Source organism: Scytonema sp. NUACC21, assembly GCF_054684315.1.
Genome location: NZ_BAAFZH010000063.1, coordinates 62,040 through 77,952 on the forward strand (window position 1 = coordinate 62,040; position 15,913 = coordinate 77,952).

11 protein-coding genes, 3 pseudogenes and 1 CRISPR repeat array are annotated in these 15,913 nt (G+C 43.5%); of the genes and pseudogenes, 4 read left to right on the forward strand and 10 right to left on the reverse strand.

The annotated features are described in order from the left end of the window. Nucleotides 1–9 precede the first annotated feature (9 nt). Nucleotides 10–627 carry an element excision factor XisH family protein gene (locus tag ACYRY3_RS10630; RefSeq protein ID WP_460201657.1) on the reverse strand — a complete coding sequence of 206 codons (618 nt, stop codon included), beginning with the start codon at nt 625–627 and terminating at the stop codon, nt 10–12. A 156-nt stretch (nt 628–783) separates the two neighbouring features. Between ACYRY3_RS10630 and ACYRY3_RS10635 the strand changes: the two genes are divergently transcribed. Beyond that, nucleotides 784–1,014, forward strand: coding sequence for a type II toxin-antitoxin system Phd/YefM family antitoxin (locus ACYRY3_RS10635; protein WP_460201644.1), 231 nt, complete (start codon nt 784–786; stop codon nt 1,012–1,014). A gap of 63 nt (nt 1,015–1,077) precedes the next feature. Here ACYRY3_RS10635 and ACYRY3_RS10640 read toward each other — a convergent pair whose 3' ends face one another. The 5 genes and pseudogenes from ACYRY3_RS10640 to ACYRY3_RS10660 all read right to left on the reverse strand — a co-directional run. After that, a complete protein-coding gene (locus ACYRY3_RS10640; RefSeq protein ID WP_460201645.1) occupies nt 1,078–2,097 on the reverse strand; it encodes a diguanylate cyclase domain-containing protein in 1,020 nt (339 codons plus the stop codon). Nucleotides 2,098–2,201: 104 nt separating this feature from the next. Continuing rightward, nucleotides 2,202–6,011 (reverse strand): PAS domain S-box protein, encoded by a 3,810-nt coding sequence (locus ACYRY3_RS10645; protein WP_460201646.1) that lies wholly within the window; start codon nt 6,009–6,011, stop codon nt 2,202–2,204. Between the two features lie 502 nt (nt 6,012–6,513). Further along, nucleotides 6,514–6,951: an Hpt domain-containing protein gene (locus tag ACYRY3_RS10650; protein ID WP_460201647.1), complete on the reverse strand. Its 438-nt coding sequence runs from the start codon at nt 6,949–6,951 to the stop codon at nt 6,514–6,516. A 43-nt stretch (nt 6,952–6,994) separates the two neighbouring features. Beyond that, nucleotides 6,995–7,708, reverse strand: coding sequence for a CHASE domain-containing protein (locus ACYRY3_RS10655; RefSeq protein WP_460201648.1), 714 nt, complete (start codon nt 7,706–7,708; stop codon nt 6,995–6,997). 206 nt (nt 7,709–7,914) lie between these two features. After that, nucleotides 7,915–8,094: pseudogene (locus ACYRY3_RS10660) on the reverse strand (Uma2 family endonuclease); the annotation flags it as partial. Here ACYRY3_RS10660 and ACYRY3_RS10665 point away from each other — a divergent pair. Beyond that, nucleotides 8,092–8,517: pseudogene (locus tag ACYRY3_RS10665) on the forward strand (septum site-determining protein MinD); the annotation flags it as partial. The pseudogenes ACYRY3_RS10660 and ACYRY3_RS10665 overlap by 3 nt on opposite strands. Before the next feature lie 31 nt (nt 8,518–8,548). Further along, nucleotides 8,549–8,893, forward strand: coding sequence for a cell division topological specificity factor MinE (gene minE, locus ACYRY3_RS10670; RefSeq protein ID WP_460201649.1), 345 nt, complete (start codon nt 8,549–8,551; stop codon nt 8,891–8,893). A 94-nt stretch (nt 8,894–8,987) separates the two neighbouring features. Here minE and ACYRY3_RS10675 read toward each other — a convergent pair whose 3' ends face one another. The 3 genes and pseudogenes from ACYRY3_RS10675 to ACYRY3_RS10685 form a co-directional block, all read right to left on the reverse strand. Next, entirely contained in the window at nt 8,988–11,792 is a 2,805-nt protein-coding gene (locus ACYRY3_RS10675; protein ID WP_460201650.1) for a PAS domain-containing sensor histidine kinase, read from the reverse strand. A 28-nt stretch (nt 11,793–11,820) separates the two neighbouring features. Next, on the reverse strand, nt 11,821–12,699 hold the full coding sequence (locus ACYRY3_RS10680; protein ID WP_460201651.1) for an SDR family oxidoreductase: 879 nt from the start codon (nt 12,697–12,699) through the stop codon (nt 11,821–11,823). A gap of 636 nt (nt 12,700–13,335) precedes the next feature. Beyond that, nucleotides 13,336–13,656: a CRISPR direct-repeat array (repeat unit 32 nt; unit sequence CCCTACCGATTGGGTCAAATCGGATTAGTTGG). Between the two features lie 7 nt (nt 13,657–13,663). Beyond that, nucleotides 13,664–14,497, reverse strand: a pseudogene (locus ACYRY3_RS10685) (TIGR01548 family HAD-type hydrolase); the annotation flags it as partial. A 401-nt stretch (nt 14,498–14,898) separates the two neighbouring features. Between ACYRY3_RS10685 and ACYRY3_RS10690 the strand changes: the two are divergent. Beyond that, complete coding sequence (locus ACYRY3_RS10690) at nt 14,899–15,228, forward strand: 30S ribosomal protein PSRP-3 (RefSeq protein ID WP_460201658.1); 330 nt, start codon at nt 14,899–14,901, stop codon at nt 15,226–15,228. A gap of 273 nt (nt 15,229–15,501) precedes the next feature. Here ACYRY3_RS10690 and atpC read toward each other — a convergent pair. Next, nucleotides 15,502–15,913: ATP synthase F1 subunit epsilon (gene atpC, locus ACYRY3_RS10695; RefSeq protein WP_460201652.1), on the reverse strand; the 412-nt coding region annotated here is incomplete at its 5' end.

Sequence of the window (15,913 nt, forward strand, 5' to 3'; positions counted from 1 at the left end):
GATATTGTTCTACAGCCATTGACGAATAACCTCCTCTTGTACATCGTAAATTATCAATCGTAATTGATATTTTTTAACTGCCGATGCAATAAATTTCCGTTGAAAAAAACTTTCATAAATTGGAACGCGAACAGCTAAATAAAGTAAGCGATCGGGTTCAACTTTATCTAATGCATCCCGATAATTTAAAAATTGTCCTAAGGCAGTATGAAATTCTGAAACATTCGATGTACTGATAAAACTTTTAATTTCTACCGCTATTTTTTCTCGAATCAACAGCCGCTTATATGCCGACAGCTTGTTGAGCCCGCCACTAGTAAACACCACCTCAATCACTAAATCGGGACGCACTCGACCTGGGGCAAGTTTATAAGATTTATCAGCTTCTCGCTTGACAGCACCTGCTTCACTCTCTAGAGTCATGGAGCCAGTTGAGGTGAAGTCAAACCCTGCCATCAGCAGGTATAGTTCTAACAAAGCGCCGATTCTTTCCTTAACAGTTTCGTGGCGTTCACCGGGCATGCGTCGGATCTCCAAAACACCATCCAGGAAAGAGAACCGATATCCAGGACGGTCTAACAATTGCTCAACTGCTTTGAACTCTCTCCAGGTCAGTCCCTCAAACACCAAGGGTGATTCTTTTCTTTGTGTTGCAAATTATACAAACTAGTTTCTACCGATAAAAGCAATTGAAAATTGAAAGCATATGCGAAGAATTATCTAGACTCGCAGGTTCAAGTTACTATAAAAGGTGTCGGCTAGCAATCCTACAGCATAGAACTAATGATACGGATTTCATTAACAGAAGCCCAACGTCGCTTACCTGAACTGATTGCAAGCCTGCAACCTGGTGAAGAAGTGCAGATTTTTTCTGACAATCGCACCGTCGCCAGACTGATTGCCGAACTCCAATCACCCCGCAAGCCTCGCCAGCCCGGTAGTGCAATCGGAACCCTAATTATCCATTCCGGAGACGAAACCCACTTGGAAGGTTTTCATGAGTATATGCCGTGACATATTGCATCTTTGAGTGGGAGGCGGTGGGTTTTTAGGCAAAACGGTAAGAGCAGTGGGCACTCAATGTTTAATCCAAGAAAAATTGTTGTCGAGATGCCCAATACAATAAACAGCCCCAGATAAAGCAGTATGCACGCGATCGCGTCCGCCTATTTTTGCTGCATACAATGCCCTGTCAGCTTCAGCAATCAGCCCTTCACCATCACCATTTGCTTGAGGCATTTCTGTGGCAACACCGGCACTTATTGTCACACGAGTGCTGACTCGGGAGTTGCTGTGGGGGATAGAGAGTTTTCGGACAGTGTAGCAGATGGTCAGAGCAATATCAGCAGCTTCATGGGCGTTGGTGTTGGGTAGAATCACGGCAAATTCTTCCCCTCCGTAACGTGCAACCAAGTTAGCAGGGGCTTTCACACTTTCTTTGATGGCACAAGCAACCTGTTGAAGACAGCGATCGCCCGCCCGATGACCGTAGGTATCGTTGTAAGACTTAAAGAAATCGATATCGCACATAATGAGGGAAAGAGGTAATTGCTTCTGGCTCATCAGCCTCCACTTTAGGTCGAGATACTCATGAAACTTGCGGCGATTGGCCACTTGAGTTAAATCATCAATAGCAACCAATCGGTGCAATTCTTTGTTAGCAGTTTGTAGCTTTTTGTTAGTGGCTTCCAATTTTTGCTGAAGCTGAGATTGCTGAATCAATCGCCTGACCCGCTGACGCAAAACTGCCCAGTGAATTGGTTTGGTCACATAATCACTTGCACCCACCTCAAACCCTCGGTCAACGGATGCTTGGTCTTCTAAACCCGTAATCATCAAAACAGGAGTATATTGACTACTACCCAAACATTGCAACTGAGTGCAGCATTCAAATCCATCCAGATCTGGCATGATAGCATCAAGAAGTACGATATCAGGATGCAATTGGTTAAAGATAGTGAGAGCCTCTCTGCCATTCTGTGCTTCCGCTATCAGATAACCCTCCGTTTCTAGAAACAGTCGAAGTTGCATCCGAAAAAATGGATCGTCATCAACAATAAGAACTAAAGATTGATTTTCTGTAATAGTGCCTTGCATTATATATTTTTTCCTTATATGAAGTAAGTGGACAGAAATAAATAGAAATGTGTTGTGAAATGTAAACCGACTCGAAATCCTTACTAATGACTAATGACAAAGGACTAAGGACGGTCTTCATGAGTTAACTTTATTTGTGTCACCCTACTTATTTCTGTTTGTAAGGCAGTTTTGACTCGTTCATACTCTTTTTCAAGTTGTGAGAGTATTTCTTGGCAACCCTGCAGATCGTTGTTTCTTCCCCTAGCGTCTAACTCCTTACACAAGTGTGACAGGAAAATTGCTCCAACAGAAGCACTGCTTGACTTAAGTTTGTGCGCTGTCTGCCATAGAGCTTGGGCATCGAGATTTTGAACAGAGGCACTCATATCTTGTATGAGCTTAAAAGCTTCCACAAGATAAAATTCCAGCAGTTTAGCAAATGCCTCCCCATTCCCTCCCAGCATATCCCGCAGGGAACGCAAGATTTTAGTATCAATTGCTCCTTCTGAAGTACGGTACTCCAACCCAGTTGCAGCATCCCGAAATGCTGGGGGGGAAGAATGAGGGGAGGGGTTTTGCAAAGATTGTGGATTATCAACGTCGCTAGATATAAATTCAGAACGCCTTCGAGGACGGCACTTGCTCAACGCATTGGCTAACTCCAAGAACTGAACGGGTTTGCTGATGTAATCGTCCATACCAGCAGCAAGACAAACCTCGCGATCGCCCTGCATGGCATTAGCAGTCATGGCGATGATGTAAGGACGTGCATCAACATCCCATTCCTGACAAATTCTCCGCGTTGCTTCTAACCCATCCATTTGGGGCATATGAATATCCATCAACACCAAGTCGTAGGATTGAGAGCGTAACACTTCTAGCACTTCCAGCCCATGAACTGCAATATCTGCCTGATAACCCATTTTTTCAAGCATCAGCAGTGCAACTTTCTGATTGATAACCGTATCCTCTGCCAAAAGAATTCGTAGGGGCAAGCGTTTTGCAAAATGAGGGTCAAATTCTGGAGAACTAGAACGCAAATTTTGAAATTTACTGTGTGTTGGATCGGTGAAGGCTTGGGCAGTAATGGTAAAATAGAAAGTCGAACCAACACAAAGGCTGTCAAAAAAACATTGTTCTTCACGTGCCCATGTTGGACTGGGAGTGCCACCGACGCAACCACAGCTCTCAACCCATAAAGTGCCGCCCATTATCTCACAGAGCCTCTTGCTAATTGCCAGTCCCAATCCCGTGCCACCATATTGTCGGGTCGTCGAGGCATCCCCTTGAGAAAATGGTTTGAATAAACGTTCCATTTTTTCAGATGCAATACCAATACCCGTGTCTTTGATAGAAAATTCAACTTCCCAAGATACCTTCTGTTGTATTTCTCCTGTAACTCGTTGTTTTGCCCGAACACAAACCATCACTTCTCCAGATTCAGTAAACTTAACAGCATTCCCAACAAGATTTACTAAAATTTGGCGCAGACGCGTGACATCACCGATAATGTAAGACGGCACCTGCGGCTGAATTGCATAAGCTAAAATAATATTCTTTTGGGCTGCTTTAGGAGCCAAAATGTCTGTAACGTCCTCCACGCAAGCTTTTAAGTCAAAAAGCTGTTCTTCCAGTTCTAGCTTGCCAGATTCTATTTTGGAGAAATCTAAAATATCATTAATAATAGTGAGCAACGACTCTCCACTACTGCAGACTGTTTCAAGAAAATCCTTTTGTTGGGGAGTAAGTTCAGTATCTAGCAGTAATGCTGTCATGCCAATGATTGAATTCATGGGTGTGCGAATTTCGTGGCTCATCATCGCCAAAAACTCGCTTTTTGCCCGATTTGCAGCTTCGGCATCGCGTTTTGCCTGCTTGAGAGCAATATTTTTTAAAGTGAGTTCTTCCCGCTGACGGGTTTCTTTCTCTAGCAATTGTTGTAAGGCTTGCTGTGCTTGCAGGCGTTCGGTAATATCCTTCATAAAGCAGTGATGTCCGATGAGCTGTTGTTGTGCGTCATAAGCAGGAACCATCACGACTTGTTTGTAAAAGATGGAGCCATCCGGACGAATACCTCTAGCTTCTGCTTCCACCTTGCCTTGCTCAAGCATCTGCTGATAAGCAGCAAGCATTTTCTCAATGTCCTCAGGGTGGACAGTAGCTTGCCAACTCATTCCCAGCATTTCATAAGGTTGGTAACCTGCAATACTAGCATATTCTCGATTCACAGACACATATCGTCCTTTAGTATCAAGTCGCGAGATGCCGGATACTGCATTTTCTAAAACAGCGCTCATTTGTTGTAGTTCTACTTCTCTTAGCTTGCGCTCTGTAATATCTCGTAAAATAGCTGTAAATATTGTTTCATCATTAATTTCTAACTTAGAGATAGAAGCTTCAGCTGGGAACTCTGTACCATCTTGACGACGACCAAAAATTTCGCTACGTTCTCCCATGCGTCGCGCTTCACTACCTGAGTGACCAAAGCTTTTAACAGACTGGTGATGTTTAGCAGCAACACCTTCGGGCAGCAGTAAGCTTAGAGGTTGGCCTATCACTTCAAGTGCCGAGTAACCAAAAATCCTTTCTGCACCCTGGTTAAATAAGGTAATATGCTGGTTTGCATCTATCGAGATAATGGCGTCGTTGGCAATTTCCAAAATGCCAGCAAAGCGAGCTTGAGAAATTTGCAGGGCAACTTCGGCTTGCTTGCGTTCGGTCATATCCACACAGGCACCAATATATCCAGCAAAGCTGCCATCGGTTGTAAATCGCGGTACTCCAGTATCTACAACCCAACGATACTCACCGTCAGCACGGCGCAGACGATACTCCATCTCAAAGGGTTGTCGTTCTGCAAAGGCGTTGAGATATGTATCCAGGCAGTATTGCAAGTCTTTTGGATGGACTCCTTCTGTCCAACCGTTACCAAGTTCTTGTTCTAAAGTTCTTCCAGTAAAATTGAGCCAGGTCTGATTGAAAAAGTTACACATTGCATCAGTACCGGAAACCCAAATTAACCTGGGAACGGTGTCTGCTAATGTACGAAATCGCGCTTCGCTCTCTTTTAAAGCTTCCTCCATCTGTTTGCGTTCGGTGATATCTGTATGAGACCCCACCATCCGCACGACATTTCCTTCTTCATCCCAAAGTGCCTGTCCTCGGTCAAGAATCCACTTATAGCTATTATCCTTACATTGAACTCGATGCTCGGTGATGTAAAAGGGGGTTTTTTTTGCAAAGTGGTCTTTAATCGCCTGTGTCACCCACTCCAAATCCTCTGGATGAACGCGACGTGCCCATTCATCTAAATTGTTAGCAATTTCATGGTCTTCATACCCTAACATTTCCTTCCAGCGAGCAGAGAAAAATACTTCGTTGGTTTTGACGTTCCAGTCCCAAATGCCATCGTTATTTCCCCGCAGTGCGAGTTGCCAGCGTTCTTCTTTTTCCCTCAGTGCTTCTTGTGTTTGTATGCGATCGCTAATATCGGTCTGAATTGCAATAAAGTGGGTTAGAGTTTCGTTGTTGTCATAAATAGGAGAAATTCGTAATTCATTCCAAAATAACGTTCCATCTTTACGGTAGTTGCGGAGAACAACGGTGCAACTCCTTCCTGTCTTGAATGCTGACCGCAGTTCCTCAAGTGTTGGTTGTTGAGTATCTGTGCCTTGTAAAAATCGGCAGTTACGTCCCATCACCTCAGAAGCACTGTAGCCTGTAATTTGCTCAAAGGCAGAGTTGACGTAAATAATCGGAAGGTCGGGAAGTCGGGCATCAGTAATGACAATTCCATTACTGCTAGCCGCTAGCGCCCGTTCCCTCAGTCTCAAGGTTTCCTCCTGTTCTTGCTTAAACAGGCTTTGGGCAAGCTGCCGATTGATTGCTGCTATTTCACGATCGCTTGCTTTGGCACCCTGCTTGCAATACATTGATATTATTAGTATTCCAACAAGCAAGCACCCTGCTATTACGAGAAATGTTAGCAAAGTCTCACCACTCAGTAAAAAGCATTGTCTCATCTGCTCTAATGCCACAAGGTAAGTGTCGAATCAACTTTTACTATGGGCGATCGCAATCACTTAAACAATAAGGATATTTACGGAGCTTTCAATGAGATGTTTTTTTTGTAAACTCAAAGTTAAAGTTTTAAGAATGTTGTGAAAATTAGATATAAAGTTTTTCATTAAATTTAATTATTTTTTTATATTTTTGTTCTCGTTCGCGTTATTTTTATCCCTTTTCTGACTATTTTTTTTTTATCTCTAATTTCACGTTACTTAAAATACAAGTAAGCTTTAATACGAGGGTTTTATTTAATTTATATTAAGATTTGCTAATTTTTTTATTATGCTAAGGTTCCTCATAAATAGATTTAACTAATTAATACTGTCCTTTGTCATCTGTCGTTGGTCATATATATAAGTTATTGCTTCATAACCTTGTCTTTTCGAGTTCTGTTCTGAGGGCGCTAGTGACTCTTTCATGCTCTTTTTGAAGTTGTTGGACTGTTTGAGTAGTTTGCTGTAAATTGTTGCTTTTTGCCATTGCTTCTAGTTCTTGACTTAACTGGGACATAAGCGTTGCTCCAACATAAGCACTGCTGGATTTGAGTTTGTGTGCTGTTTGGTGTAAAGTATGAGCGTCTTGGTTCTTGGCAGCTGTGCTGAGAGTTTTTACCAGAATAAGAGCGTCTTCTAGATAACAGTTAAGGAGTTCGGCAAAAACAACTTTATCTCCTTCTACCATATCCCACAGAGATTGCAGCATTGTGCCATCAATTGTAGCGGGTTCTAAATCTTTCTCTTCCATCTCTCTTTTGATAAGGGGGTTGGGGTGAATTATACTGCTGAGAGAGCGAGATCGACTCAATGCTTAAGCTAATTCCTCAAGCTGAACGGGTTTGCTAACGTAATCATCCATTCCAGCCGCCAAACAAGCTTCGCGATCGCTCCTGGATCTGTGAATTTTGACTGTAAATCAGCTCGTCACTGTCAAAAACCCGAAGTTTATAACCTTGCGGTACTTGTAGAATAGCATCCAACAAAGATTGAACCTGAAAAACTCCGACGATAAATCCATCAAATTTGTTGTCTACAAACAGGGGGACGTATGCCAAAAATCCTTCGCCCCCTTGGACAAGGTTGATTGTGCGAGTAAAAGTAGTTTGACGCTTTTTTCTGGACGCTTCTAGCGCCACCCGTCGTCTCGGTTCCTTTGTTAAATCCAGATTTTGTACGGTTTCGTTTCCAGCTAACGGCACAATCCAACGAACTTGAAGCGATGGGTCAACCCATTCAAGTGCGCGATATCCTTTATAGTCTTTCACATAAGCTGTGGCATCAGCTTCCCATTCTTTTTGTGGAGTCCCACCACGTACTTGCCAGCGCCGTCCCAATCGCTCTAGTGCTAAGATGCGAGTGTCGAGTTCGGCACTCAGTTTAGTTTCAAATGCGATCGCCTGTTGTTGAACAAGTTTCTCAATAGTCGCACACTCTTGTACTAGTAATCTTTGATAAAGGAAAACGACTGCGATCGAGACACAAATACCAACGAGTATTGGCAGCAAATTTCTTGTGCTGAAAAGCTTCATCAGTTTCAACCGATGACATTTGTGCTGCTGACTCACTTGTTACTCCTTCACTACGGCGAATGCACCTGTGTTATGAGTAATGAATTATAGCTACTGGTAGCAATGGGGTAATTACGGAGTTTACAATCATGAAAAGCTTTAAAAATAAGTATAAAGCGCATACCATCTCTTAGTATAGTCATTGTTTTATACTTATTAAGTTTTGTGGCAGTTCTCAGTCGTGTCTGGGAATGTACGTTTCTTTATTCCTCAAGTTCAAACACAACACCTTCATACAGCAATTCAATAGGACATTCAAATTCAATACTTGATAGTGCGATAATATCTGCAGCCACGTAGGGATAGTAAAGCCACATTCTACCTTCTCCCCGAGAGTAACGCTCGACGGAGATTTTTTCAGAGTCAATCAAAATATACTGTTTAAAAATGCGATCGCCCCAGCAAAAGAAGCCCTAGTGGTTTCCACACCAGAAATAGCCTCAGTTCGAGATGCTGACAGGGTTGTAGGGTTGTTAGAAGCCCAAGGCATTAAGAGAACTCATCTTATAATTAACCGCATCAGACCTGCAATGGTACGGGCAAATGATATGATGTCTGTTCAAGACGTAGAGGAACTTTTAGCTATTCCCTTAATTGGAGTGGTTCCTGACGATGAGCGCGTTATAGTCTCTACCAATCGCGGCGAACCTTTAGTACTAGCGGAGAATTCTTCTTTAGCTGCCACAGCTTTTGATAACATTGCTCGCAGATTGGAAGGAGAATCAATCGAATTTCTCGATCTTGATTCAAATCACGACAACATCTTTTCTCGTTTAAAGAAGTTGTTCTGGACAAAGATTGTTTAACCTCCCAACCATCTGTTGCTACCTATCCGCAATGATTGTCGAACTATTAGAAAAACTTTTTTTTCGCAATGCTGACACCAGTCGCACTCATGTGAAACGCCGTTTGCAATTGGTCATAGCTCACGATCGCGCTGACATCAGCCCACAAATTCTGGAAAAAATGCGGCAAGAAATTTTAGAAATTGTTTGCCGTTATGTGGAAATTGACAAAGAGGGTTTAGAGTTTTCCCTGGAAAGCAGCCAAAGGACTACAGCTCTCATAGCAAATTTGCCAATCCGCCGAGTCAAAGAAAACATACCTGAAGCGACGCCAAAAGAAGCCATACCAAAAGGAGCTATCCCTGAAGTAGAAAGCATCGACAGGTCAGTTGAGTAATTTCATTAATTTTTGTTATTAAAGTGTGTTTTTTTACAATTTCGTGTATACGCACCGAACAAATTCCTTTGATTACCAAATCCTAACTGCTTTTTCATCCTTTATCCTTTTTTTCATCCTTCATCCTTTTTGACGCTTTTGGCAGTTCCACCCAAAACTGGCTTCCCTGACCGGGCTGAGACTCAACTCCGACCCGTCCGCCCAAACGTTCAATGCCCTTTTGGACGATCGCCAGCCCCACTCCGGTTCCGGAATAGACATCTAAGCCATGAAGCCGTTCAAAAACTCCAAAAATCCGCTCCTGATATTTAGATTCAATACCAATTCCATTGTCCGCAACCCACAGGCGAATCCAATCCTGTTGCTTTTGAGCCCAAACTCTTACCTGCGGTTGAACACCGGGTTCAACATACTTAAGGGCATTAGTTAGCAAATTAATCAGCACTTGAGTCAAAATAGTGCGCTGAGCGATCACCTCAGGGAGGGGAAATGCCACTGTAATTTCTGCCTGCTTAGCTCGCCGTTCTGATTCCAACTGGGTCAAGATGTCTTGCATCACAACCGTCAAATCAACCGACTGCAACTGAATCTCAGTTTGGCTGAGACGACTGTAAGCAAGCAAGTCTTGAATCAACATATCCATCCGTTGGGCAGCATTTTCAATCTGTTGGGCATATTCCTGTCCAATGTCATCTAAGCAATCACCATAGTCCTCCACGAGTGCCTGAACAAAGCCCTGAATAGCACGTAAGGGCGATCGCAAGTCATGGGAAACCGTATAAGCAAATTGTTTCAACTCCTGGTTGACTTCTGCAAGCTGAGCAGTCCGTTCTTCCACCCGTTTTTCCAAAGTCGCATTAAGTTGACGAACTTCCTCCTCTGCCCGCTTGCGTTCTCTCAGCGCTGCTTGTCGTTCTGTAATATCCAAAAAAGCCCCAATACTGCCTCTGGGCTGCCCCTGTTCGTCAAACAGTGGTGCTGCATACTCCAGTAGCGTCACGACCGTGCCATCTTCCCAAACAACATCCACCTCTAATTCCCGTACTTCAATACCGTGGGTGGCTGCATATTGCAGGGGTAGCTCCTCTGGAGGCAGTTCCCGACCATTGTAATACACCTTGAAACTCGTGGGTCGCTCGCTTTCAGGCGCACTGAGAGAGGCATTGATATTTGAGGGAATTCCTAACTGTTGGGCAAAGGCGGGGTTAACTCGAATATGCTGGCATTTACGGTCTTGGGCAATACCAATACCAATCGGAATCACCTCTAGCAGGGTTTGGGATTCTGCCAGTTGTCGGTGGAGTTCGTGGTTCAAGTTGAGGATGGCTTCCTCTGACCGTTTGCGTTCGGTAATGTCGCGATTCACCTCCAAGAATCCTATCGGTTTAAGATGCTCGTCTTGAATCAATACCTGACGGCTCTCAGCTATAATTTGCTGACCGTCCTTACGAGTGTGGATCAATTCACCCTGCCAGTGTTCTTGCTGCAAAAGAATTTTGTCAAGGTCTACCCCTGGTTCTAGAAGCTGAGTTTGCAAAAAGGAGTGAGTTATATGACCGATTGCCTCCTCTCGCATCCAACCATACATTGCTTCTGCGCCCCGGTTCCAGTAGGTAACGGTTCCTTGCTCATTGCGAACAATGATTGCCTCGTATACCAGTTCCAGCAGGTCAGCTTGTCTTTGTAAGGTCGCTGCCTGTTCCTTTAATTGCTGTTCTACTTGTTTGCGAGCCGTCACATCACGAGCAACTGCATACAGCAAGCCTCCTTCAGGATTAGCAACTGATGTCCATGCTAACCACTTATATGACCCATCTTTACAGCGGTAACGATTTTCAAAGTTGAATGCGGGTTCTCCCACCGCATGTCTTTCAGCCTCTACACTCGTTTTCTCCCGATCTTCGGGATGAACAAAGTTGATAAAGGGTTGAGCTAGAAGTTCTGCCTGGGTATAGCCAAGAATTCTTTCCCAGGCAGGATTAAGTTGTTTGAAGTAACCATCCACTCCGGCAATGCACAGCATATCGAGGGAGAGAGTGAAGAAGCGATCGCGTTCCTCCTCTGCTTGTTTGCGTGCGGTTACATCAATTGCCGTTGCAATTACCAGCCTCCTGCCATCTGCTAACGACTCAAGGGGGGCAGCATAGACATCCCAGATGCGTATTTCACCACTACGGGTTGTAATGGCATATTCTCCCATAGCAATGCGTTGAACTATAGGGTATGCCCCAGCAATCTCAGCTTGCACTTCCTCTTGGCGATCGCCATATGCTCTTTCCGTCCAAGCTTTGATTGTCGGAATATCTTCAAGTCGATATCCCGTAATTTCCGTCCAGGCATGATTAATTTGCAACACCTCTCCATCCTCAGTGTGCAGCATGATGGGCAGGGGAGCATTCAGGATAGCGCGATGGCAGCGTTCTTCGCTTTGGCGTAATGCGACTTCTGCTTGTTTCACGGGAGTCGAGAGACACAAAGCAGAGCCAGTCAACACAAAGTTGAACGCTGTTATAGGTGACATCAGACCGGGGATAGAGGTGGCAAAAGCTTCTAGCTTATCTAAAAACAGCAGGCGATCGATTACCAAATTCCTGCCCAACAGGTATTCGCCCATTGTCAGTAATCCCAGAATAGTTACTGTCAAACCCAAAAGCTGACCCACACGACGTTTGCTTTGTCCCGTTGAGTGTAGAAAATTCAGTGCAAAACCCGATAACACAAAACCCAGCGCAGTATTGGGCTTCATCGCAACCCAACTGGGTAAGAAGCTTTTTAGATTGTGACTATTAACAAGCCAGTACAGGAGTACAGCACAACTCACCAAGGTAACAACCAGACTTGCAAGCTGTGAAGCCGTTGTTAGCGAAATCAAGTGACGGCGGGACTGAAGAATGGGCATAGATACTGCTGGTTGAGGCAGGGCTATTTCATTCTAAAAAGTTTTGACAATTTTCCAATTCTTCTCGTAGGGATAAAGGTTCGTAACCGAGTGCAAAAGCTTTGGAACTGTCTAAAGACACATCTGATGGTCTGGGTGCCGCCATTTTTACATCTTTTTGTCGGCAAGCTTTGAGCCTACTTGTAGACAGTTGAAAAACTTCTGCCATCAAAAGACCAAACTCATATCGTGAAATTCGTTCTTTTCCACCTAAATGAATGCGACCTTGTACTTTTTCCAATGCTAATAACAGCCCTTTCGCTGCAGTAGTTGCACTAACTGGTGTACGAAATTCATCTGTGAATAAATTAAGTTCTTTTTCTTCTTTAAGAGTTTGAATAAATGGCTGCATAAAACTTGTGGCTGTAGGTGTTGCCATGCCAAACATTAAGGGCATCCGACAAATGGCAGTCATGGGATAACGCTCTAGCATACCCTCCTCAGCCATAACTTTATGTTCCCCGTAAATGTTGACAGGGGAAACAGGGTCTGTTTCTCGATAAGGAGCATTTAAACCATCAAAAACCAAGTCTGTTGAGGTAAAAACGCAAGGAATAGAATAATCCGCACAAAGCCCGGAAATATTGCACGAAGCTGTAACATTAATTGCATGGGATTCATCAGGATGGGTTTGACAAAAATTTGGCTGAGATTGAGCCGCAGTATGAATTACTGCTGTTGGTCGGATATCACTGAAGACTTGCTTCAGTTCCTGAAAGTCTGTCAAGTTTACTTTTAAGGTGGTTGTCCCTGGAATTTCTACAGAGTGGGAAAAATAAGTACCGTAGACTTGCCAGTCTTGTTTAGCTATTTGACAGAGGTGCCAACCTAAAAAACCACTAGCTCCAGTAATTAACAGTTTTTGCATACTTCATAAAATTTTAATGAACAATCATCAAATGCCAGAAGTTTACTTCTATTTGTAAACATACGGTTCATTTTTTCAAACAAAGAGAGTAAATCAGACACCTAGAATGAAAAAATATTAAGTTGATTGCCATCAGTAACGTTATTTCGTTAAAGTTTTCATGTGGTGTTTGTTATAAATAAGTGTAAAGATTTAATTTTTAACATCACTTAATATAGTTACTTTAACTTCTACTTACTTAAGATAATTAAAGTTTTAGTAAAGTTATTTTATCAAGTTTCCATAATACTATTTATTGATTTACCTTGTATAAGTAGGTCAACCAAAACAAGTTCAACAAATCTTAGACCCGGTAAGTCTTGTCAAGCCGGGTTTTCTCTGTATATACCCCTGCCCTGTATTCAATAATGTTTTGTGCAAAAATTAAAGAGCAATCGCTTTCAGTTTTAAACTTATCGACACACCTCCCTTAATCGCTGAAACCCTATATTTTCCGTTGAGGTGCGTCGATTGCTTACAGGGTAAGGGTTTGAGGTATGTGTTTTACTCAATTTTGCATAACGTATATAATGTTTTCCAGAGGTGCGTCGATTTGGCGGCTAGAACCCTTACTGGGTAAAGGCTCCTAGACGAACTCCCTACCGATTGGGTCAAATCGGATTAGTTGGAAACACGGTGGAAGCCACTTTATAATTTCTTCCATACGCTCCCTACCGATTGGGTCAAATCGGATTAGTTGGAAACACAAAGGGATGCAGGCGAACTCGGTCTCCGCGCCGCGACCCTACCGATTGGGTCAAATCGGATTAGTTGGGAACCTGAAATTGTTAAAGCAATTGCCAACAAAAGTGGACCCCTACCGATTGGGTCAAATCGGATTAGTTGGAAACCTCTTGTTCGGTTCTATGAACCTCGCGAAATTACGCCCTACCGATTGGGTCAAATCGGATTAGTTGGGAACAAACAGTTCCTGAAGTTTAAGGGGGTTAAGCTGTTCAACATTACTTAACACTATAGATGCCCCGGCTGCTATCAGTGTTTCAGCATAAGCATCACTCCGCGCTGGTGTTTCCTGTACGTGAGGAGGTAAAACACCTACACCGATCCACTGGCGAGTAGGTTCCACTAACCGTGCTTTGCCTACCGTATACATATCGGCTACTGTATCCCCAACATAAACGATTGGTGCTAAATCATTGGTTTCTTGAATTGGTTCTTCTCCTTGAGCCTCTGAGGGTTTAGGTACTTCAGAAGAATCCAACAGCCGAACCGTGGCAAGAAGACCGGTAGGATCTGGTTTACCGGGCGCATCTTCCATTGCAATCAGTACTGGTGATTTCAATCCAAGCCGCTTTTCCAAAACATAGGTCGCAGAAGCGCGAGTTGCTCCACTGAAAAACCCCCAAGGAATACCAGCTTGTGTTAGTTCTTCTAAATAACTGGAGTGTAGCAATAGTGGTTCATTGCAGATGTAACCCGTCCAATGATTGGGGTCAGTTCCTCGATAACGCGATTGAAAAAAGGCAACAATGGCATTGTAGTCCAGCTCCACTTGCTCGCCTTCATTCTTGTTCTTATGAAAGTAACGATAAATAAGTTCTCGCGATGCTTCCCAGTCATTATTCCAAATGCCTTCGGACTTAAGCTGGTCAATATCTAATGACGTTGGACGGTAGGAACCATTTGTAAAATGCTCTACGGTATCCGCGAGTGCTCTTCGATAGGAACCACTCACATCTCGTACAACACCATCAATATCAAAAATGACTATGACTTTTGTTGAAGGTTGTTTTGTCATTTTAAACCACGGCGTAACAACATATCGAGAGTTTTAGGGTGATAACCATATTGTTTGTCAACTTGTTGCGGGGAAAGATACTGCATAAATCGAGTTAAATACTACGGTTAACTGCATTTTACTCCTAATTAAAGCTACCTATTAAAACGGGGAAATTTAACTCATGCCGTTTTAACAGATTACAGGAATTGAAGGGGACTAGAGCATCGCTACAGAAATCATCAAAACCCTAATTTTTTTAGAGACGCGCCATGGCGCGTCTCTACATCCATGAAATATTGATGTTTTTTCTTACCGACTTGCTGTACCGACACTCTAGGGAAAAAGCAGTAGGTATGATTTATTTGGTAAGCAGGTAAATATTGAGTTAGAATAAGCGATCGCATATCTTATGCGTGTCAATATCGCCCGGAGAAGTACCGGAGGTGCAATTGTCGAAATTTCTTTTAAAGATACTGTGGTTAGACGAGAACGTCGCTTTGGCAGTCGATCAAGTTGTAGGTAAAGGCACAAGCCCTTTGACCAAGTACTTTTTCTGGCCAAGGAACGATGCTTGGGAAGAGTTAAAAAAGGAGCTAGAGTCCAAACACTGGATTACTGAAGTGGATCGAGTAGAATTACTTAATAAAGCCACAGAAGTTATTAACTATTGGCAAGAGGAAGGTAGAAACCGTCCGATGGCCGAAGCACAATTGAAGTTTCCTGAAGTGACCTTTACAGGTAGCGCCTGATGTTGTCAATGAGCACCCATTTACACAACACAACTTAACTTAACAGTGTTCTTGTCGCTACCAGTTGCTACAAATTGACTCTTAGAACTAAAAGCGATTGTCAAAACTGCCCGCGTATAACCCAAAAAGATTCTTGATAGGGTACGGCACGGGCAGTTTTAAATTTTCTGAAACACGGGAATTAAAGTTATTGTGGGGTAGGCTAAACAGTCCGCCCTTAGGTTTGGGACGGCGCGTGTTGCCTCCCACTTACAAAATCCCTTGCGGTGAAATTTAAACCATTCCACCAGCAGCTTGAAAACGAGCGCGGGCACGTTTGTAAGCTTGAGTTGCTTGAATTTGTGCTTGTCGATCGCCTTGTGCTACCTGATTTAAACGGGTTTCTGCTTGACTATAAGCAGTACGGGCTTCTTCAAGATTGATAGCATCGCCGCGTTCGGCACCGTTAACCAGAATTGTCACTTCATCTTGTTCGACTTCAGCAAAACCACCCAAGAGGGCAATAGCCACCCAATCTTGATTTCTGTCGGGGCGTACTCGCATAACACCCGTATCGAGGGCAGTTAGAAGTGGTGCGTGTCCGCTCAGGATGCCGAGTTGACCGGTGGTGCTTGGCAAAACGACTTCCTCAGCAGTAGCATCCCACACTGTTTTATCTGGGGAAATTACACGAACAGTTAAGGTC

Coding starts and splice junctions, on each gene's coding strand:
- ACYRY3_RS10635 (WP_460201644.1), top strand. CDS start 784: ATGATACGGATTTCATTAACAGAAGCCCAACGTCGCTTACCTGAACTG.
- ACYRY3_RS10640 (WP_460201645.1), bottom strand. CDS start 2,097: ATGCAAGGCACTATTACAGAAAATCAATCTTTAGTTCTTATTGTTGAT.
- ACYRY3_RS10645 (WP_460201646.1), bottom strand. CDS start 6,011: ATGTATTGCAAGCAGGGTGCCAAAGCAAGCGATCGTGAAATAGCAGCA.
- minE (WP_460201649.1), top strand. CDS start 8,549: ATGATTGTCGAACTATTAGAAAAACTTTTTTTTCGCAATGCTGACACC.
- ACYRY3_RS10675 (WP_460201650.1), bottom strand. CDS start 11,792: ATGCCCATTCTTCAGTCCCGCCGTCACTTGATTTCGCTAACAACGGCT.
- ACYRY3_RS10680 (WP_460201651.1), bottom strand. CDS start 12,699: ATGCAAAAACTGTTAATTACTGGAGCTAGTGGTTTTTTAGGTTGGCAC.